The following is a 20,481-nucleotide window of genomic DNA, read 5'->3' as shown; positions in this document are numbered from 1 at the left end:
AAATATGCAATAGACATTCTATTACATAATCCGGGTTAAATAAACATAAAAAAAGCCTGTGAGAAATATCCCACAGGCTTGATGCTAATTTAGATTGTTTAGATGTATATGAAGATTTTAATTACCAAATTTCTTCTTTAACATCGCAAGTTTGTCTTCCATACTTTCTTTGACTTCTTTTTGACCTCCTTGTTGCCTACGGCGAGGTTTTTCATTTCTGGAAGAGGAAGTATTGGCTGCGAAAGGATCAGACTTGAGACTTAATCCTATTCGTTTTCTAGGCAGGTCTACTTCCATCACTGTGGCCATCACTTTCTGATTAACCGCCACCACTTCTTTGGGGTCTTTGATAAACCTATCGGCCATTTGGCTCAAATGAACAAGCCCATCCTGATGTACTCCTATATCTACAAATGCTCCGAATTGGGTTATATTGGTTACTATTCCTGGCAACTTCATTCCTACTTTTAGGTCTTTCATCTCGTTGATGCCATCTTCAAACTGAAAAACCTCAAATTTCTCTCTAGGATCTCTTCCGGGTTTGCCTAGCTCCTCCAGAATATCTTTGAGTGTAGGTAAACCAACTTGTTCACTGACGTAGTCCTTCAAAGGTATTTTCTGAATAAGCTCTTCAGTTTTGACCAACTCATCAACAGAAACGCCCATGTCTTTGGCCATTCTATTAATCAGTGCATAGCGCTCAGGGTGTACAGCACTACTATCAAGAGGATTGGCTCCATTTCTAATCCTTAAAAATCCTGCCGCCTGCTCATAGGCTTTTTCACCTAATCTTGGAACCTTCTTAATTTCTTCTCTACTTTTGAAAGGTCCATTTTCATTTCTATAGGCTACTATGTTTTGAGCCAATGATGGACCAAGGCCTGACACATAAGTAAGCAATTGCTTGGAAGCAGTATTTACCTCAACACCCACTCCATTCACACAACTCATAACAGTATCATCCAGAGAATTTTTTAATGCAGACTGATCCACATCATGTTGGTATTGACCTACCCCAATTGACTTGGCATCAATTTTCACCAACTCTGCCAAAGGATCCATTAACCTTCTTCCAATAGAAACAGCGCCCCTAACGGTAAGGTCAAAATCAGGGAATTCTTCTCTCGCTACATCAGATGCAGAATAGATAGAAGCACCACTTTCATTGACCATCACTATCAAAATTTCCTTGGGTAGACCTATGTTTTTTACGAATGCTTCAGTTTCTCTACTCGCAGTACCATTACCGATGGCAATGGCCTCAATTGAGTGTTTCTCCACCATATACTTCACCAAGGCAGCTGATTCCATGGTTTTCTTTTGGGGTTCATTTGGGTAGATGGTTTCATTCTGAAGGAATTGCCCCTGAGGCCCCAGGCATACCACCTTACAACCCGTCCTAAACCCTGGATCTATTGCCAATACTGATTTTTCACCAAGCGGTGAGGTCAATAACAACTGTCTCAGGTTTTCTGTAAATACCTTTATGGCTTCTTCGTCCGCTTTTTTCTTGGCATACAACCTTACCTCTGTTTCCATAGAAGGTTTCAGTAGCCTTTTATACCCGTCCTTAGCGGCTAACTTAACCTGTTCAGAACAGGTGTTATTTTCTTTCACTACTGCCTTCTCAATAATTTTGAGTGCACTCAGATCATCCGGACCTGTATCCAACATCAGGAAAAGTTCTTTTTCCCCTCTCCTCATGGCCAATATACGGTGAGAAGGAGCAGTTTTAACAGGTTCTCTCCAATCAAAATAATCTTTGTATTTGATGGCTTCCTCTTCCTTTCCAGGGATGACTTTTGATACAAACTCACCTTCCTCAATGAATAGCTCTCTTAATTTTTTCCTTATTTCGGCATCTTCATTGATCCATTCGGCCATTATATCACGGGCACCATTTAATGCATCTTCTGTAGAGGTTACCTCCTTCTCAGCATCAATGTATTCTTCCGCAACCTTAATTAAATCAAGGGAATTTTGTTCAAAAATCAGTTGGGCCAATGGCTCCAAACCTTTTTCCTTTGCAATGGTCCCTTTCGTTCTTCTTTTTGGTTTATAAGGAAGATAAATATCCTCTAAAACAGACATTGTTTCTGCTCGCTTAATTTTACCAGCCAGCTCATCTGTTAACTTTCCTTGTTCCTCAATGGATTTTATTATCGCTTCCTTTCGCTTGTCCAAATCCCTTAACTGTTGTAACCTATCCCTTACAGCAGCTACCTGTACCTCATCCAAGCTTCCGGTGACTTCTTTTCTATACCTGGAAATAAAAGGAACAGTCCCTCCCTCGTCCAGTAAATTGACCGTACTGATTACTTGCTTTTCGCGAACGCCTAACTCAGTGGCAATCTTGGAATAATGATTCAAATCTGACATGAATAAAAATAATTAAATCCTGATTTTGTTTAATACGGCGCAATTTAAGCCTATTTTTTTGTGATGCAGTAAAAAAACTAAGAATTCGATTATTCGTTTATATCGAAGCAAATTGTATATTTACAAATAAATTTTATACTAAGGAATAATGGAAGATAGCCAGGGAAAATTATATAATTTAATAAATCTAGAAGAAATAAGTGGTGGTAGTAATGAATTTATTAGTGAAATGATCCGGCTTTTTATTGAGCAATCTGAAAATACGATCACAGGATTTAACGAAGCCCTCGAACAAGAAAATTTCTCCATTATCCGCAACCTGGCACATCAGATAAAGCCAAGTATAGACAATATCAAAATTACTAGCCTTATGCCTGTTATTAGAGAAGTAGAGCATTTGGCTGAAATGGAAAGTCAAGTGGAAAACTTATCTTCTAAAATCGCGGAGGTAAATACTGGATTGAAAAATGTGATCTTTCAGTTGCAAAAAGAACTAACAACAAGAATTTAATGTTTTTTATTTCGGGTTTGAAGATCTCATTATGACTCATCAAACCCGCTTAGCTGAAACACAATCCCTTGGCTAGCGCTTCGGGAATAGGAAGAGTTTGGGGGCTTCCGCTTTTGGATTATTTTAATCCTTTCTTACTGAAGTCAAGGATAAAAGAAGCGGACTCTTTTTTTCTCCATTTCTGCAGCATCCGTTTCCCCTTGCTTACTGAGTATTAGAACTCTTAATTCATGGCATTCCTTAGCCACATATGAATCTGGAAATGACCTGGCTGAAAGGGTTAACAATTCAAAGGCCTTCTCCAATCGTTGTTCCCCACCTTTCCTAAACAGCTTCTTCCCCTTTGAAAAATTGGCTTTCCACTGTTTGGCCTCTGGTTTCATTCTGTCTGCTTCCTGAAAAACTTTAAAAGGCTCAATCTTAGAAGGATCATTTTTTTCAGCTATCGGAAGTACCTCAGCTGTATTAAAAAATAAAGCTATGGCTTCAAAATAGGCAAGTGCCTCTTTTTTATTGTAGTCAGGAAGTCTCAACCTCTTTTCCTCTTTAGGGGAGGTGAAAAAAGTTGCTTCCCCGATTATACCTGGAATTCCATAGGTTCCTCTTAAGACACTAGCCCCTGAGCTAGAGAAAATGGTGAAATCGGAAACCAAACTGTATGGCCCTTTTCCTTTAAAAAGGTGCTTTACTAATTTTTTCGCTACCTTTTCCCCAAAATCAACACTTGCTTTGTTTTCCTCTGCACTACCATGAAAATAAATAATTGGAAAATTCACCTTTGGATCCGCTGTGGCATTGTGGTGTATAGAAATAAACAAATCCACCTTATTCTCGACAGCAATTTTACTCCTTTCGGCCAAGGGGATAAAAGTATCTGTGGTTCTTGTATAAATCACTTTAGCCCCTGATTGCTCAAGCATTTCCCCAAGTAAAGTTCCTACCCTTAAATTGATCCACTCTTCCCTTTCCCCTGTCGGCCCTACTCGATAGGAATCAGTCTCTGCGGTCCCCCCATGTCCAGGGTCTATGCATATCACTTTTCCTTTTAATGACTTCTCTATTTTTCCTAGAGGCATTGCTACTGAAGAAGATGAAATAAATTGTGTTAGAACAGCAATAAGTACTAAGGCTAGAGCAGAAGCTTTCTTAAAATCACCCATGGATCTTTAACTTTGAATTTGTCTCAGGTTTTGTTATCAATTTCTCCCTTTTGTTGGGGAATCCAAAGATAGCTTTAATTTTGTGCGCCATGATTAAAACAACAAATTTTGGTGTTGATATCAGGGTTCTTCTCCACAGTCTTTTAGGCTCCTTGATTAAACGAATTAACCATTCAAAACCAAAGTTAATCCAAAAGGTATTGGGTCTGATTACAGTGCCAGCATAAAAGTCAAAGACTGCACCAATGGCAGCAATGGTGGAGACCTCCAGATTATCCTTGTTTTTCAAAACCCATTTTTCTTGCTTTGGCGCGGTCATTCCAACAAATAAAATATCAGGTTTAAATTCATTGATGGTAGTTACCATCAACTGATCTTCTTCACTTGTAAAACTAGCACAAAACGGAGGGCTATAAAAAGCGCACACTATATCAGGAAAATTCACAGCTAGTTTTTTCTTGATTTCGTTCAAAACAAATTCGGAAGAGCCCAAATAAAAGACTTTCCCTGCTTGATTATTCAACAGGCCTAAGTAGTGTAAGTGTAAGTCATAACCTGAAATCTTTTTGATTTTCTTTCCATAGAGCAATCTTGTGGCATAAACAATACCAATCCCATCGGGCAACAAAATTGCTGATGCTTTTAAGGCATTTTGAAAATCCTTGTCTTCCCTGGCAATACAAAAGGAATGTGGATTTAAGGTATTGGCGAGTACTTTTTTTCTTCCACCAATTTCCGTCGGAAGTTGGGTGGTCAGTTGATAATTTAAAAATTTTAAAAGCATAATATTCTTGAATTAGCTGTTATTAATTCCAAAATATTCAATAGTTAATTTTCTCCGCATTGAACTCTCCCCAAAATTAATTTTTCAAAATAATCTTTGTATTATCCTGTATATTCAGTTACAAATCATAAAAAACAATGATTTTCAACAAATCACCTAAGTTACCGCAGAACCTATCAAACATTTAGGCTTACTATATAAATGAATAAATTTCGTAAAAAATTAGTAATATAATTTAGCTATAAATCTCGATTAATTTACTATAAATACGATCATTTCCATATTTTTTTACGGAAACTATTCTACCTGCTTCTCCCATTCTTGAAGCACCTACAGGGTCATTTTCTATCTGTAAAATGGCCTCTTTTAACCCAGAATTGTTATTAATATCGAACATCAGTCCTGTTTCCCCATGGGATACTATATCATTAAAACAACCCATATTGGAGGTTATCACCGGCTTACCATGGTACATGGCTTTAGTAATTACATTTGGAAAACCTTCATACCAGCGACTTGGGACTAAAATGGCTTTGGATTCTCTGTAAAGATCATCCAATTCAAGCCCTGATAGAAACCCCTTAAAAATCACATTGGGTGGTGCATTTGAAATATCAAACCTATCCCCGATCCTTCCAGCAATTGCAAAGGTTAAATTCGGAAGAGTTGATGCCGCTCTGAATATATCATCCACTCCTTTCTCCTTGCTTACTCTTCCTATAAAAGTATAATACTTGGCTTCAAACTTGAGATTACTTGGTAACATTGGCGGGGTCAACCCTGGAACAATTACTGTTTTTTCCTTTGGAATCCCAAGGGAGGCAAATTTTTCACGTTGAAATTCAGATTGAACAATAAAAGTATCAACATATTTAGAAAAAACACCTGACTTCCTGGCAACGAAATTCCTAAGGGCATAAGCGGTGCTCTTTAAATTTGATCCTGTGCAATTCTTTTTTATACATGAAAGTTCTCCGGTAGGACCAGTACATTTTTCACAAATTTGACCCGATCGATCCAAGAACAATCCAGTAGGGCACCACAACCTGTAATTTGGGCATCGCATTACCAAAGGTAATTTGTGCTTTTTTACCATCTTCAAAATTCGAGGGGAAATAAAGGGATAAACATTTTGAACTTGAACGACATCCGGACGCTCCTTACGGATAATTGAATCTATATCTTTTACTGCTTTTGGATTGTATAAACTTAAAATACCGGCTCTTAATTTGCCAAATTTCATCTTGTCCATTTCCCTAGATCCCCTCCTGTACCAAATGATTTGATGTCCTTTGGCTTCCAGAAGTGCGGCAAGTCCTTCTACAGCATGCTCTTCTCCAGAAGGTTCAAAATAATCATTATGAATGAATAATATTTTCAAGTTATATAAAACATTTAAGTAAAAAAGATGAGCGAGGAAGCTTTTTAGGAGATTTTAAAAATTAGAAGTGTTTCTTATGGTTTTCCCTTTAATAATTCTTCTAGAATAAGTTCTTGTAACCATACCTCTCCCTGACAAAATTCCATTTTAAAAGGAGCCGTTGATATTTTATAATAACCTGGCAGTCCATTTACTATAGATTGTGAGGAGGTATAGATGTCTACAAAGACAGATGTTTCTATTACCAAAAACTTGTCATTTGTACTGTCCTCCAAAAAATCTACTGCCAAAAAGGTATGGTTAAATTTATTTTTTATATCCAAAGCTATTTCAACCGCTTCAGCTGGTAAAGTAGTCTTTTGAATGTGCATACTTCCGGAAGCCCTGAAATCATTTTTGGGTAGCAGCTTGTAGTATCCAAATGCCTTGTCTCCTACAATGATAATCCTTAGATCATACCCTTTGTGCTTTATAAGCGGTTGAAAATAGACATAGTTTTTTTGATTAAATCCTGGCCAATAAGTAGAGAGACCTTCAGCAAATACTTTCTTTACGAATTTTACTGCCTTTTTTTTATTCTTAATCAGATGTACTCCTTTAGATGCTGATCCATTAATTATTTTAGAAACCAATGGGAACTCCGTTTGTTTCAGGAATTCAAGTGTTTCCGCCTGATCATGAGAAATAAAGGTGGGGACATGTTCGACTTTATGAAAAGCATAGAGGTATTGCAGATTAATTTTATCTTCGTAGGACCAAATTTCTTTGTAAGAAGGAAAGCATTGTATTTTTAAATATTCCTCAATAAAGAAAATTTTTGACCTCGCTTCGTGTAAAGCCCAAGGGGATATGTCTGGCCTAAATACTATTAAATTGAATTTTTGTGCCCAGTCGACCCAATTGCTACTATGGACCGAGAAAAAATCATAGGCAATATTGTTTTGAATTAAAAACCTTTCATATTTATACCAATGGGCAACCTTTTGAATTTCTCCATTGTAATTGTCCAAATCCTTGACCAACCCCACCCTGAAATCTTTAGGTAATTTATGCTGTAGTTTTACCGGAGGTACCGTATCCAAAAAACGATGTCTATCAACCTCAAGAAACTCCCCTTTCTTTTTTTTTAGTTGGACGATTTTTCGTTCTAAAAAAGGGATTCTAAAGGCCATATACCTCCACCTGTTCAGTGCCTTCCTGCCCCTAAAAAAAGGGATTCTTAAAAGATCACTTGCCTTTTTGTGTGTTTTATTCACGGCTAATTCTTAATAACGTATCTAAGCTTACCACCAAATGATTGAAACTCATCGGTAACTACTAACACCACCGCTACCTGATACTTAACCTTTTCCTCCAGGCCTTGTTTTACCTGCCTTAACACTTTGTCCTGTTGTCCATTCGTAGAAACATTTAAATCAATGGATAGGTCTTTGTTTTGAACTACTTGAAACCTCTTCACAGCATCTGGATAATCATCAAAAAGGGTGGTCAAATATTCACCAGAAATTACTGAACCGTCGGGCAGATTAAAATTGTCACTCTTTCGGCCCTTTACTTGGTCCATTAGTGGTAGGTTTATCCCACAATTACAACTGCTTTTCAACCATCTCCCCTGATCACCGTTCTCATACCTTATTAGCGGAAAAGCAAATTCATTGAGATTGGTGAGTGTGATTTTCCCCCTATCCCCAATAGATACCTGAGAACCCTTCCCATCCAGAACCTCTAATTTAATCGCATCAGAAAATTGATGAAGGCCATTGTTTTCCGGACATGATGCAGCGATAAAATACATTTCACTACAGCCATACTGATCACAAACAGGTGCTCCAAAAGCCTTTTGAATCTTTCTTTGCTGAACCTTGGCAAGTGGAGCTGCTGTAGACCAGATCACTTTAGGAGAAGGCAGACTGATCTGACGGTCTAAAATATAATCAGCCAACGAATCCAGTGCCCCCAAATATCCATGTAAAACCTCAGGTTTGTTCTTTTCAAACTCCTTTAAAAAAGCTTTTATGCTATTTTCGGATAAGTTAGTAGCATTTAATGAGGTCACCTTTCTCGGCCAATTGATAAATTTAAGAACCAACTTTGTTAGAATTCCAATGGGGATTTCTCTGTAAATTGATGCCATATCTACTTCAGGACTTAAGCCCCACCAGGAAAACATTTGCCATTTTTGCATTTCTCTTACGGCTTTGGGATTTACGCCAATCTTTAGCGGAACTCCCGTGCTGCCTCCAGTGGTGATTATTTTAATTTTCCTTCCTCTATGGGTGTCAGAGATAAATTCATTGAAATTACCTTTTAGGTCCTCCCTAGTAATCACAGGCACCTGGTTAAAGTATTGGGGTTGGCTAATGTCCTTTGGGGATAGACCGATCTTTTTAAAATTGCGACTGTACCAAGGCACATTTTTATAAGCATGTTCAAGTAATGCCTCCACCTTTTTCCAACTAAGGTATTCCTGTTCTTCTTTCGATAAATTTTGAAAAGCTATAACTTCCTCAAACCCCTTCCTTGCTCCAGGTTTAAAAAAATCATATTTCCTCAGGTATATTCCTGATCCAAATTTATTTTGCACGGTTATAGGTAATTTTTTTGCTTAATGATATAATATTTTTGGCTACTGAGGAAGGTGTATAGGTAGCAATTATTGCTTCTGATACTTTCCCCATTTCCTGCCAACTGTCTTTTTTTTCCCATGAAGACAACAAGGTCAATTTGAAACTCTCACTATCGAGAGGATCAAACACCCAACCATTTTCCTTTTTAACTAATTCAGGCCAACAACCATTGTAATTCGAACATAGGATAGGCAAGCCTAAAGACATTGCTTCTGGAATCACGAGAGACCAATTGTCCTGTAGGGTTGGCATTAAAAAAATATCGCCCAATGAAAGAAAATCAGGTACAACCGAATAATCCAATTCACCTGTAAATACGATATTCTTGCAGGAGGATCGCTCAATGATTTTATCTACTATTGGTCGTTCAGGCCCATCCCCAAGTATTAACAAACTTGCCTCTTTAACCAATCCCATGGTTGGAATCCAAGCATTAATCATTTCTTGGATGCCTTTAATGGGTACCAATCGTCCCAGATATACATATACATATTGGTTCAGGCCCAAATTTGATTTTTTTGTTGGTTTATCTAATGGCAAACCTGAAACTTCTTCAAGACTATTTGCGCTTAAATCGGCTATCATGTTTCCATCTGTAATATGGGAATTTGAAACGCCTAATTTATTCAAATAGGCTCTACTCAAGCTGCCGTTACAGACGATTTCATCTATGGCATTTTTTGCTAATTTCCTGTAGATGGTTTTTATTTTCCCAGCATTCTTTTCTGTATGAACAGTTCCTTCATAACACATAATATGAGGGATTTTATGAATCATTCTAAGCCATAAAGGAGCATAAGTCCATTGAAAAAATCCATCACTAATCATCACATCCGGTTTACTCTCTTTAATCGCTCGAACAAGCCCTGGCTGAAATGGTATCCTGATGGATTGCTTTTTTACATCAGACAGGGGTTGCTTTTTTTTACCTGTCAACCTCCACTCCCCACTCAAAGCTATAGCCCTGTCAACTAGTACATTATCCAACTTCTTCCTGCAGCGTTCTGGAACTACGTCCTTGAAGTAAATAACCGTTAACTGGCCCCCTGATAAGTTATCTAGCTCTTGGTACAGTGGTATCCTGTAATCCAGAAAACTCCGGGTTATCCAGGTAATTCGCATATAATGTAAGTTGTTTAAAGTGGCTGTATAATACTGATATTACAGTAAAAATCAAAACAGAAGGAATCCAGGCTCCATAGACACGGGAGCCAATTCCAGGATTACCCATGGTATGCACCAAGATCATTAAAAAAGAGCCATATAATGCTGACCGGATAAGTGGAGGGAATACCTCCGACTTAGAAGTAAACCAAATTTTCACTAAAAAAACAGCTAAAAGCAATGCCCCCGGAATCCCCATTCCCAAAAGTGCAGAAAGAAAACCATTGTGAGCACCTATAACACCCGATCCCCTCGTTTCAGAAATTACAGAAATCTCACCGGCTACAAATCCATACCCTATTAGTGGTTGCTTCATGGATTCTTCCCAGGAAAGTGCTGCAATCTTATCTCTTCCAGACGTGTATTCTAATCCCACCCCTTTTTTACCATAAAAAACAGTATTTTTTAGTACATCACCTGCACCAAAATAAAGTAGTATAACCAATAAAGATATGCCTCCAAAGAAAAAAATAGCTTTCAAGTATTTACTACCTTCTTTGAGCGCAAATGTCCCCAATAAAATCCCTAAATAAGCTGTATTTGAAAAGCTTAAGATGGATATGGTTAAAATGGGTACTCTTATCCAAAGAGATAATGGGAAAAGTAAAGCCATAAAGAAAAATGGGGTTGACGTCATTTGCTGTTCAAGAAAAGTCCCTAAGCCAAAAGCCCCAAAGCCTAACAATTTAATTCTCCCCAGTGCTCCCAAAACTATTGCATAAATAGAATACCATAACAACCACCGCAGCAAGCCTTCAGCACCAACTTTACAATAAATGGTATAGACTGCAGCAAATATTAGTAAGGCATAGGCAATGGCCTCTGTAGCCCGATAGAGCGTAAGTATGGGGTCTACACTCCAAATAGCACTTATTAAGCCCAAACCATAAAAAAGAAAAAACCACTTGAAAGCAGAGTTTCCTATAAAATATCGGATCAGTTCATGATGAATAAAATAATAAACCCCTACGAGCAACACAACCACTAAAAATACAGCCTGCACACCTGCAGAAGCATCCACTGTAGCCATTTCTCCAGCCTCTCTTTGACGCAGTACCAACACATACAATAAATTTCTAAAAAGAAAAACTCCACCTGGGAGGCCGCCAATAAAGAAAAAATCCAATAGACCAATCTTTGTACTCACCCTATTTTCTGCAACAGCATTCAAATTTTTCTGTTTTTCTCTCTGTATATTAAAACCTTAGACAAAATCCACCATTGAAGTTTATTATTGGAACCGTATTTCAGTAGTATTGATAACTTATCATTTGGAAGATGATTTTTACAGGATAAAATAATAGACCTGCCCGTTTCCAACCGACCCGATAGTAAGGCTGCATAACCTAAACTCTTACCCACCCTGGCCCTGCATAGAAGATAATTTTCAGACAATGGTTTTTTTAACCTTGTCAACAAGCGTTTTTCCCAGGTATCAAGATCAGGGGCTTTATGCCAACGCTCTTGCTTTTTTTTCCACCAGCCAATTTTTCTAGTCACTTTATCCCCATCGCTGACAAATAAAACCTTGGGTAAAAAGCCCCAGGTACCAAAGGTGGACAAATAGGCCCAATATTCCAGGTCCTCGCTAATCCGCATGTCCTCTAATTGGCCACCAGCCTTATGGATCACTTCCATCCTGATAAGAGCAGAACCCGTACATATATGATTGTGATTTGCCCAAAAAGGAAAAAAATCATTCAACATCCATCCATCCGTATTGAATGCCTCTTTACTTCTAAGGAATGCTGGTAGTATAGTCCCCTCATTGGAGGCGAATTTGTGAAGCTGCCCTACGGATACTGCTATGGCTGTGGGATGTTTTATCAAAAAATCAGTAGTCTCCAAAATGAAATCAGGATACCAATAATCATCTGCATCTAAAAACGCCAAGAAATCCCCAGAAGCATGATGTATACCAAGATTTCTCGCAGCAGCTGGTCCTTTACGCGTCTGCGTTAAGATTTTTATTTGATGCCTAAAATTATGGAGTAGTGATACCGTCTCGTCAGTAGAACCATCATCTATGACAATAACGTCCAGCGCTGTGCCTTTCGGTAATTTTTGAGAAAAAACAGCTTCCAGGCACCTTTTTATCAGTACGGCGCCATTGAAAACGGGAATTATAATAGAAACTTTCAGATTAAATTCAATAAAAGAATTGTAATAATGAGTGAAGAACAATAGGAACTACCATTCCAATTGCAATCGATTTCGACATGCGATGCAGTTTTTTTGTCCATGTTCGTGGCCTATCTTATAACCTCTAATTCTATAAAAACCATTTCCGAAAGCCAATACAGGAAGGACAAGCATGGCTGAAATGTCGAATACCCTTATGGCCCTACCCAATGCTTTAAAGTTGGCTTGCTTGTAGGTATTCCAAAGTGCATTGCCTATAACTGCCATTGGCCAGAAGAGTTTTCCATTCTCATACAACCTGAAAAAATAAGGCTTTTTAATGTTGGCCTCACCCTCTCCTTTTCCATAATTAAATTGCTCTTTCCAAAAGTCAGTTAATTTTTCAGGCCTTGCCCAATAGGTCATGGCAGCAGGAGCAAATGCCATTTTAAATTTACCCTCTACTACCTGTCTTCCAAATACCGAATCGTCGGCATAAAAGGTCAAATCCTCAGGCAATCCTTCAAGTTTTTCCCAGACAATTTTCCTATAGGCTACTGACCTATTTCCTACAACAAAACCTTCCTCAAGCTTGGCAATCCCTCCATTTTCTATGTAAAATTCGGCCCTGCCAACTGGCCCCTTTAACGTTTCTTTGTCAATACAGGTACTACCAGCCACTACTTCAATGGACGCATTTTCTTCGAATGGAGTAATGAGGGAACTGCACCAATTGTCAGATAACCGCACCCCCATATCTGTAGACAACACTATATTATAGGATGCTTTTCTAATGGCCATGTTTCTGCCTTTTGCTGCATTTCCTTTTGCTTGAATAAGTTTTATTCTGGACTCTACCTTTTGCCATTCCAAAAGGAATTCGTAGGTACCATCATTGGAAAAAGCATCCACAATTACAATTTCATCAGGAAATCTATCCTGAGACAAAATATTTTCCTTCCACCTGGGAAGTGACTTTATTTCATTTCTACAAGTGGTGACCAATGAAAAAGGTAATTTGCTCATAGCCTATTTTTCTAACCTTTTTAACCAATTGGTGTAAATATCAAGCAAAGTCTCTTCAAAAGTAATTTCAGGTTTCCAACCCAATCCCATTATTTTTGTGGGGTCACCCAAAAGCACTTTTTCGTCTGAAGGTCGAAATAAATTAGGATCGGTCTCTACATTGACCTTTAAACCACTAATGTTGATAATCTTGTCTAAGGACGCCTGCATGGTCCAGGCTTTGCCTGTACAAATATTATAAGTTTCGCCACTTTTTCCAATTTGGGCCAATGTTACCAATGCTCTGGCGCCGTCCCGTACATCTACAAAATCTCTGGAAGAACTCAGGTTACCTACTTTTAGTAGCGGGTCCTGGATCCCTAATTTAATACCTGCCAATTGCCTGGCAAAATTTTGTAGGGCTGTGACTGGTGGATGATCAGGGCCAACATGTATAAAAAGGCGTGGCAGAATGACATCCAGTTTATAGTTGAAATAAAATTGCCTGGCCATCATTTCCATACTGGCTTTGGTAACTCCGTAGGGACTGATGGGCCTCAGGGGAGTGCTATCTTCCTGAATAGGCTGCTGATTTTCTGGAACAAATCCATAAGAAGCGCTTGAACAGGCAGGCAGCACGCGTGCTTCCGGGCTGTATGCCAAACAAGCTTCTAAAACGTTTCTTGTACCTTGGATATTAAATAAATAGGTGGTGTCCTCTGCTTTCCAGCTCTCCCCATTGTAAGATTGCGCAGCAAGGTGATAAACGATATCGGGTTTCCAATCCGTCCACACTGTTTTAAGAAATTTATTGTCCAAAATATCACCCTGATAAAATTTAAATCCATTGGGTGTAGATTCATAACGCGAAGCGGAAGTGGCCCTGGATAATCCCGCTACGGCATAGCCTTCCGCTTGCAGTAACTTGGACAGATGCTTGCCAATCATTCCAGTGATACCTGTTATTAAGACTTTCTTCATTTGGTTTTTTGTATTTCTTTTAAATCATTTGCCCAGGCATAAACCAAGCCTAGCTCATCTAAAGGGAAAATGTCCGCTTTTACCAATGCCTCATAGCAGGTGATCATATTATCGAGGACATTATCGGTTCCAGATAATAAAGGCAACTCTTCCAAGATTCCTGTTAATTTCTTGTTTTGCAGGTATCCTGAAATTTCGGCTTCAAAATCTCGCATTAAATCATGTTCGTTTCTGTCCTGTACAACTTCAGGAGCATGAAAAACCAAAGAATGTCCCATTTCCCATAAACAGCGCTGAGCTATAAAACTTTTCCAGATATCAGTCATTCTAAAAGAACAGAAACTGGGTAAATAAAGTAAAGGGAAAGCTGCTTCCCACCACCAAGTAGATTGCGTATTGAAGGGACACCATGCACCTTTAGCCAATGCTATACTTGGTTTATTTTGAAAATAAAAGGGTCTGTCTGCTACCAACCTCCAAATGGCATCTACATCTGGTGAATTATCTGCCAATCCTTGTTGAATTGGTGCCTGTAAATCAATCAATTGCTCTCCTACTGAGGGCAGTGATTTTTCGCAATTGATCCTGTCCAGTAAAAATCCCCGAGGCCAAATTTTTTCATCTGAAAAATGAGCATATACATTTACCCAGGAATCATTCTTGGCTTGCAAAGCCTTAACTTCCAGAGATCTTTTTTTCCATAGATTGTTTGGCTGGTTGTCATCATCCGTTTCATAAATGCATTTTTCACCCTGACTCATAGCCAGAAGATAGCCCAGGTTTTTTCTTGAATAATGGCCAACAGGCAGTATTTTTGCCAAGGAATAATTTAGGGTTTGCTGTTTATTCAAAGAATAAAAATCCGCATTTCTTAAATCAAATGCATTTGGACCTTTTTTATCTCCAATGACAATTATTCTATTCCCGTTCTGTAAGGAATCGGAAAGACCTATCATCGATTTTGTTGGTGATGCAATGGTGGTCACTACTACTATCATGCTATTTTAAAAAGATTTTTAATTTTTTGTAAGTACTCATTATTGACTTTTAATAGTATTAATAAAACAATATAGACAGTGGTGAAAATAAAGGTAGAAAGGATTATAGAAATGCTATAGTGAAGGTCCCATAGAACTGGAAGGTAAAACACCAGCATTGCACTTACTATGGTGGCCAATGTATATTTTGCTATCAATTGCCATACGTCGCCCATGCTTTCCTTATAATTAAACTGGATGGTCAGTAAATAAATGCCTGCAGTCGCAAGGGCAACATTAATTTGTCCATAAATTAAAGGCATCAAGCCGTAGGGAATGGTGATAAATGCTACTATAATCAAAAGAAATACATTGGCTAATACTATTTTAAACTGCATTTTAGCATTACCAACCCCGAGAAGGTAATTTTTGCACAAGGCCATCACAGGCAAAAAAAAAGATGCCAAACTGAGCCATTGGATAAAGGGAACTGCTGCTGCCCATTTATCTGTCAATAACCAAAGTACAAGGTGTTCTGCATTAACCAGTAACAAGCCCATCACAAGCATATTGAAAAACAAAGCATTTTGAAGGCTTTTATAAAAAAATGCGATGTAACCTGTCTTGTCTGAGGCAAGCCTAGAGAATTCAGGAAAGGTGGATTGTTGAACAATTTGATTTATTTTAAGTGCCGGAATCCGCTGTATCCTATTCGCTTGAAAATAATACCCCAATTGCTGTGTTGGAAAATACCTGCCTATCAAAACAAAATAAAAATTATCCGCCATTTGGTTGATTAGGGATGAAAGCATTAAAAATCCACTGAAACCAAAGGCTTCCCTAACTACTAACCATTCGAACGATAAAACTGGCTTCCATTTTCCAAATCTCCAGAACAAAATGGTTCCCAAAGTCACAGAAATGAGGCTTTGGAAAACCAAGGCCCACACTCCGAAGCCAGAAAATGCCATAATAACAGCAACAACTCCGGCAATGGCTTGGGAGGTAATTCTAATTTTCCCTATGGTTTTAAATGCCATTTTCCTTGCAAGCAAACCATATTGTACCACTTGCAAACTTCCCAGAAAATAGCCTAAAGACAGCACCTGCAACAATAATACAAGGCGTGGTTCATCAAAAAACAAGGCAACTGGGCCAGCAATTATATATACAACAAAAATCACAAAAGTGCCTAAGGCCATATTCAGAAAAAATAAGGTAGACAATCCGCGTTTGGTCAATTCTGGTTTTTGAATGACGGTGGCAGCGATTCCTCCATCTATTACAACCGAAGAAACCATTGTAATCACTGAAACCATTCCAATTAAACCAAAATCTTCAGGAGAAAGTAATCGGGCCAATATTACAGTTAAGGATATTCCCAGAATTTGGTTTCCAAAAACTTCTAGGCTATTCCAAATAACTGCCCTTTTAATTGTCTGGCTCAAACCCTAAAACACACGTTATAAGGAACATAGCTTCGCCACATCAGTCCCATAACTTCATTATAATTCATCCAGTTTTCTGTTTTATTTCAAACCATTTAAAAACACATCAATTTAATTATAAATGAAGACTTTCGACCCCAATATTAACTTCATTTTTACTAAAAATAAAAACAAAATTTGTATATAATTTTAAAAGCATTTTAATTATTTCGAATTGCATTTTTTGTTATACATACCGTATTGCAAATTATTTGATATCAAATACAGAGAAAAATAGGTTTTGCTTTGCCAAAAAATTGCTCAATATTTACCCTATGAGTTATTTATACACCGTTTTTGGTATTCCCATAAGGTCGGAGATTGTGCTACCCGCCTTCCAACCTTTAGTGGACAATGGAACTGAAAACGACACTATTGTTGTAAAGATTGGTAAAACGGATGGTTTATTCTCCCAGTCAATAACCACTACCCGGGCAATGTGTAGATTCAATGCCGATGAATTTTTATATGAGATGCCAAAAGTTGGGAAATATTTTGTTAAAAACGGCAATGAAATAATTATTCAGCCACTGACTGATAACATGGATTCCGTCTTGGTTTTTTTCTATTCCAATGCACTGGCCGCAGCTCTTTTTCAAAGAAACAAACTACTCATCCATGCCTCCGGTATAATCGATAAAAACGGTAAAGTTTGGCTTTTTGTGGCCCCTTCCAGAGTGGGAAAATCCACTACTGCCTTAATGCTGCATCAGCTTGGCTACCCCCTCTTCTCTGATGACATAGTAATGTTTCATAATACGGCCAATAAAAACATGGTCACTCCCTCCTACCCCATGATCCGTATATGGCAAAACACCCTTGAAGCGCAAACTGTTTTTGACCAAGAAAGCATTTACCAGATACGCCCTGCCGTAGAAAAATACGGTGTTCTGTTTCATGACACATTTGATCCTAGCCCCAGAGAAATTGCAGGCCTTGTTTTCTTAAAAATTGGAGAGGAAAAAATTGAAATTACCGATCTTAATGGCAAAGAAGGTTTTGGGTATTTAAATGATAACTTTTACCGAAAACAATGGCTTAGCGGAATGGGAAAGAATAATTTAAAATTCAAGGACCTTACTTATTTAGCAAAAAACACCTCTTTCTGGCTGGCTTCAAGACCTAGAGAAATGACAAGCTTTAAAGATTTTGCCGAGGCTATCGATAAGCAAATCATTTCAAAAAATGGCTGAACCAAATATCATATGGTTAGCCTCCTACCCGAAATCAGGAAATACATGGTTTAGGGCATTTTTGAGTGCTTTTTTCAATGATGGACAAGTGAACCTCTGCAATTTGAACCATGGGAAACTTTGGTATTCGAATAAACGATTGCCCGAACTATATTTAGACACCTGCTTGGATGATCTTCACATAGATGAACTACAGCCGTTACGAAAGCTCGCGTATAGTGAATTGAATAAATCTCTGAAAGAACCCCTATTTGTTAAAATTCACGATGCCTTTAACTCTTCCTTTGAAAGTCAAAACCCTATCATTCCTGAAGTTTCTAGCCGACATATCATTTATATTGTAAGAAATCCACTTGATGTGGCCCTTTCTTTTGCCAACCATAAAGCTGTATCTTATGAAAAGATCGCAAGGCAGTTTATAAACAATGAAAAAGGATATTTATCCAAAAAAAACAACTCCTCTCATGAAATTTACCAGTTTATGGGCTCCTGGACCCAACATGTAGAAGGATGGCTTAATCAAAAGAAAATCCCTGTCCATCTGGTGAAATATGAAGACATGAAAAATAAACCTTACGAAACTTTTCCTTTTGCATTGAAAACTTTAGGTATCCCATATAATACAGCAAAAATAGAGAAAGCCATTACTGCTTGCTCTTTTGAAAATTTAAAACAACAAGAAGAAAAGTTTGGCTTTTTCGAGAAGCCTTCAAGTAATAAAGTTTTTTTCAATAAGGGAGAAACTGGACGAGGACTAAAGGAGATACCTCCCCATTTGGTGAATGAAATTATTAATAAAAACAAAAAAATGATGGCTAGATTGGGCTATCTGTGATATACAATGAATTTGTTTTTTAGTGTATAACTTATTATAAAATTTAAACGATTGGTAAAATTTAAAAACAAATGGTGTTCAGGTAAAGCATGGTTTTTATCGTTTGGCAAGGATTTTTACAAGGCCTTACAACTTACTTTTAGGGTAAGCCCTAATAATACACTTTTACAATTTTTCTTTCAAATATTGGTAGCCATCTTACCTGTGGGGATCTTATATGCCACTAAATCCCTTTTTGATGAAATCATGTCGTTGGACAGGGATTTTGAGCAGGTAATGTTCTGGTTGATTGCTTTAGGACTGGGGCAACTATTGGTTAACCTTATTCAACAATTGCTTTCCTATCTCGGACAAATTCAACAGCAGAAAATTACCGACCACACCATAGGCTTGATGCTGGAAAAATCGATTGCCATACCCTTTTCTTATTTTGAGGATGACAAGTACCATGACAATGTTCACCTTGCCCAGAAGCAAGCTTTGTATAAATTGCCCTTAATCTTACAACATTTTCAAGTCTTGTTCACCAATGTTCTTAGCTTGCTGTTCTTAATGGCTTATTTTTTTACACTTATCACCACTTACGCATGGATTATTTTATTGGTGGTTTTACCTTTAGCCATTGTGAAATGGTACAATGGCTATGTCTTGCATCGTTTGGAGAAGAAATTGGTTCCAATGGAACGTCAGGCAGCCTATTATCATCAGATACTGACTTCTACAACACATGCCAAGGAATTAAGAACCTTAAACTTTGGGCAGTCTTTTATCAAACGATTTAGCAAAATAAGAAAGCATATATTCACCAAGAAAGAAGCACTTCAGCAAAAATTGCTTCGCTACAGCCTGCTGGCAGAAAGTCTTGAGGTTATCGCTCTTTTTATAGTTTTATTTGGAGTGGTCCAACAAGCATTTCTGGAAACCATTGCCATTAGTTTATTGGTAGTCTATATACAGGGACTTCAAAGAATTCAATCCAACCTAAAGGGTTTTCTTCTCGCCCTGGTCAATTTATTTCACCAAAGAATTTTTCTCAGAGACCTTTTTAAATTTTTTGAGCTTGCTGAAACAGTAGAAAAACCTTCTAGTACCCCTTTCCCAGACAAAGATTTCAGTATTAAGATCAAAAACCTGAGTTTTTCTTATGGAAAAAATTTTCCAGAGGTACTCAATAACATAAATATGACGCTACCTATGGGTAAAATGATAGGTTTGGTGGGAGCCAATGGTTCAGGTAAATCAACGCTGGTGAAACTAATTTCTGGTTTATACAATGCTCAGGAAGGCGATATTATTATAGGCAACCATAAACTCCAGGAAATAAATCCTACTGATTTTAGAAAGAAAACAGTTTTTCTTTTCCAGGACTTTCAAAAATACTTTCTATCCATAAAAGAAATTATTTCCATAGGAGATGATGAGAATGCTATCAATACAGATCGGTTGGATACATCCATCTTTGATGCCAATGCGGATACCTTTATAGACCAACTGAAAAATGGAGTTGATACAAAAATGGGGAGAATTTTCTTTGAAGGGCAGGAACTGAGTGGTGGGCAATGGCAAAAACTCGCCATTGCAAGGGCATTTTACCGGAATGCATCCATTGTGGTTTTAGATGAACCTACCAGCGCATTAGATGCCCTTTCAGAAAACCACATCTTCGAACAACTTAGACGTGTTGCGGCCGATAAGGTTATTTTATTGATCACCCATCGTTTGTATAATTTAAAAGAATGCGATCACATATATGTTGTAGATGAAGGAAAAATAGCTCAAGAGGGTAATTTCAGCCAATTGGCCAGTGAGCAAGGTATTTTTCAAAACCTCTATCAACAACAAAGGTTTTAAATGTTTAGGAAAATCATTTAGGTAA

General features: G+C 37.8%; 17 protein-coding genes. 4 read left to right on the top strand and 13 right to left on the bottom strand.

Going from position 1 to position 20,481, the window contains the following annotated elements; all coding sequences use genetic code 11:
• Positions 1-117: 117 nt before the first annotated feature.
• A complete protein-coding gene (locus CA2015_RS16240) occupies positions 118-2,379 on the bottom strand; it encodes a Tex family protein (protein ID WP_048642849.1) in 2,262 nt (753 codons plus the stop codon).
• A 148-nt stretch (positions 2,380-2,527) separates the two neighbouring features.
• Here CA2015_RS16240 and CA2015_RS16235 point away from each other — a divergent pair, with 148 nt between their 5' ends.
• On the top strand, positions 2,528-2,890 hold the full coding sequence (locus CA2015_RS16235; protein ID WP_048642848.1) for an Hpt domain-containing protein: 363 nt from the start codon (positions 2,528-2,530) through the stop codon (positions 2,888-2,890).
• A gap of 143 nt (positions 2,891-3,033) precedes the next feature.
• Here the strand turns inward: CA2015_RS16235 and CA2015_RS16230 are convergent, their stop codons facing one another.
• The 12 genes from CA2015_RS16230 to CA2015_RS16175 form a co-directional block, all read right to left on the bottom strand.
• The gene (locus CA2015_RS16230) at positions 3,034-4,050 is read right to left on the bottom strand and encodes an N-acetylmuramoyl-L-alanine amidase family protein (protein WP_048642847.1); all 1,017 of its coding nucleotides are present in this window, start codon (positions 4,048-4,050) and stop codon (positions 3,034-3,036) included.
• Positions 4,043-4,834 carry a WecB/TagA/CpsF family glycosyltransferase gene (locus CA2015_RS16225; RefSeq protein ID WP_048642846.1) on the bottom strand — a complete coding sequence of 264 codons (792 nt, stop codon included), beginning with the start codon at positions 4,832-4,834 and terminating at the stop codon, positions 4,043-4,045. Before CA2015_RS16225 ends, CA2015_RS16230 begins: the two co-directional genes overlap by 8 nt.
• A 235-nt stretch (positions 4,835-5,069) precedes the next feature.
• Positions 5,070-6,215 carry a glycosyltransferase family 4 protein gene (locus CA2015_RS16220; RefSeq protein WP_048642845.1) on the bottom strand — a complete coding sequence of 382 codons (1,146 nt, stop codon included), beginning with the start codon at positions 6,213-6,215 and terminating at the stop codon, positions 5,070-5,072.
• Positions 6,216-6,289: 74 nt separating this feature from the next.
• Entirely contained in the window at positions 6,290-7,387 is a 1,098-nt protein-coding gene (locus CA2015_RS16215) for an ATP-grasp domain-containing protein (protein WP_157470506.1), read from the bottom strand.
• 86 nt (positions 7,388-7,473) lie between these two features.
• Positions 7,474-8,799 (bottom strand): phenylacetate--CoA ligase family protein, encoded by a 1,326-nt coding sequence (locus CA2015_RS16210; protein ID WP_048642843.1) that lies wholly within the window; start codon positions 8,797-8,799, stop codon positions 7,474-7,476.
• Positions 8,789-9,964, bottom strand: a complete 1,176-nt coding sequence (locus tag CA2015_RS16205) for a glycosyltransferase family 4 protein (protein WP_084011828.1) — start codon at positions 9,962-9,964, stop codon at positions 8,789-8,791. Before CA2015_RS16205 ends, CA2015_RS16210 begins: the two co-directional genes overlap by 11 nt.
• The gene (locus CA2015_RS16200; RefSeq protein WP_048642841.1) at positions 9,897-11,177 is read right to left on the bottom strand and encodes an O-antigen ligase family protein; all 1,281 of its coding nucleotides are present in this window, start codon (positions 11,175-11,177) and stop codon (positions 9,897-9,899) included. The genes CA2015_RS16205 and CA2015_RS16200 overlap by 68 nt, the downstream gene beginning before the upstream one ends.
• Positions 11,174-12,190, bottom strand: a complete 1,017-nt coding sequence (locus tag CA2015_RS16195; RefSeq protein WP_048642840.1) for a glycosyltransferase family 2 protein — start codon at positions 12,188-12,190, stop codon at positions 11,174-11,176. The genes CA2015_RS16200 and CA2015_RS16195 overlap by 4 nt, the downstream gene beginning before the upstream one ends.
• 6 nt (positions 12,191-12,196) lie before the next feature.
• Positions 12,197-13,153 carry a glycosyltransferase gene (locus CA2015_RS16190; RefSeq protein WP_048642839.1) on the bottom strand — a complete coding sequence of 319 codons (957 nt, stop codon included), beginning with the start codon at positions 13,151-13,153 and terminating at the stop codon, positions 12,197-12,199.
• A 3-nt stretch (positions 13,154-13,156) separates the two neighbouring features.
• Positions 13,157-14,113 carry a GDP-mannose 4,6-dehydratase gene (locus CA2015_RS16185; RefSeq protein ID WP_048642838.1) on the bottom strand — a complete coding sequence of 319 codons (957 nt, stop codon included), beginning with the start codon at positions 14,111-14,113 and terminating at the stop codon, positions 13,157-13,159.
• Positions 14,110-15,111 carry an STELLO glycosyltransferase family protein gene (locus tag CA2015_RS16180; protein WP_048642837.1) on the bottom strand — a complete coding sequence of 334 codons (1,002 nt, stop codon included), beginning with the start codon at positions 15,109-15,111 and terminating at the stop codon, positions 14,110-14,112. The genes CA2015_RS16185 and CA2015_RS16180 overlap by 4 nt, the downstream gene beginning before the upstream one ends.
• Positions 15,108-16,538: a lipopolysaccharide biosynthesis protein gene (locus CA2015_RS16175; protein ID WP_048642836.1), complete on the bottom strand. Its 1,431-nt coding sequence runs from the start codon at positions 16,536-16,538 to the stop codon at positions 15,108-15,110. The genes CA2015_RS16180 and CA2015_RS16175 overlap by 4 nt, the downstream gene beginning before the upstream one ends.
• 314 nt (positions 16,539-16,852) lie before the next feature.
• Between CA2015_RS16175 and CA2015_RS16170 the strand changes: the two genes are divergently transcribed.
• The 3 genes from CA2015_RS16170 to CA2015_RS16160 are packed head-to-tail and all read left to right on the top strand — an operon-like array spanning position 16,853 to position 20,456.
• Positions 16,853-17,770: a phosphoenolpyruvate carboxykinase (ATP) gene (locus CA2015_RS16170; RefSeq protein WP_048642835.1), complete on the top strand. Its 918-nt coding sequence runs from the start codon at positions 16,853-16,855 to the stop codon at positions 17,768-17,770.
• On the top strand, positions 17,763-18,605 hold the full coding sequence (locus tag CA2015_RS16165) for a sulfotransferase domain-containing protein (RefSeq protein ID WP_048642834.1): 843 nt from the start codon (positions 17,763-17,765) through the stop codon (positions 18,603-18,605). Before CA2015_RS16170 ends, CA2015_RS16165 begins: the two co-directional genes overlap by 8 nt.
• Positions 18,606-18,656: 51 nt before the next feature.
• Entirely contained in the window at positions 18,657-20,456 is a 1,800-nt protein-coding gene (locus CA2015_RS16160; RefSeq protein WP_084011826.1) for an ABC transporter ATP-binding protein, read from the top strand.
• The last annotated feature ends 25 nt before the right edge of the window (positions 20,457-20,481 follow it).

The organism is Cyclobacterium amurskyense, from assembly GCF_001050135.1.
GTDB lineage: Bacteria > Bacteroidota > Bacteroidia > Cytophagales > Cyclobacteriaceae > Cyclobacterium > Cyclobacterium amurskyense.
Note: the sequence above shows the minus strand (reverse complement) of the source record. Positions and strands in the feature narration are given on the sequence as shown.

Bases quoted from the DNA above. Each gene is read 5' to 3' on its own strand.
- CA2015_RS16240 (WP_048642849.1), bottom strand. From the start codon at position 2,379: ATGTCAGATTTGAATCATTATTCCAAGATTGCCACTGAGTTAGGCGTT.
- CA2015_RS16235 (WP_048642848.1), top strand. From the start codon at position 2,528: ATGGAAGATAGCCAGGGAAAATTATATAATTTAATAAATCTAGAAGAA.
- CA2015_RS16230 (WP_048642847.1), bottom strand. From the start codon at position 4,050: ATGGGTGATTTTAAGAAAGCTTCTGCTCTAGCCTTAGTACTTATTGCT.
- CA2015_RS16225 (WP_048642846.1), bottom strand. From the start codon at position 4,834: ATGCTTTTAAAATTTTTAAATTATCAACTGACCACCCAACTTCCGACG.
- CA2015_RS16215 (WP_157470506.1), bottom strand. From the start codon at position 7,387: ATGGCCTTTAGAATCCCTTTTTTAGAACGAAAAATCGTCCAACTAAAA.
- CA2015_RS16205 (WP_084011828.1), bottom strand. From the start codon at position 9,964: ATGCGAATTACCTGGATAACCCGGAGTTTTCTGGATTACAGGATACCA.
- CA2015_RS16190 (WP_048642839.1), bottom strand. From the start codon at position 13,153: ATGAGCAAATTACCTTTTTCATTGGTCACCACTTGTAGAAATGAAATA.
- CA2015_RS16185 (WP_048642838.1), bottom strand. From the start codon at position 14,113: ATGAAGAAAGTCTTAATAACAGGTATCACTGGAATGATTGGCAAGCAT.
- CA2015_RS16180 (WP_048642837.1), bottom strand. From the start codon at position 15,111: ATGATAGTAGTAGTGACCACCATTGCATCACCAACAAAATCGATGATA.
- CA2015_RS16170 (WP_048642835.1), top strand. From the start codon at position 16,853: ATGAGTTATTTATACACCGTTTTTGGTATTCCCATAAGGTCGGAGATT.
- CA2015_RS16165 (WP_048642834.1), top strand. From the start codon at position 17,763: ATGGCTGAACCAAATATCATATGGTTAGCCTCCTACCCGAAATCAGGA.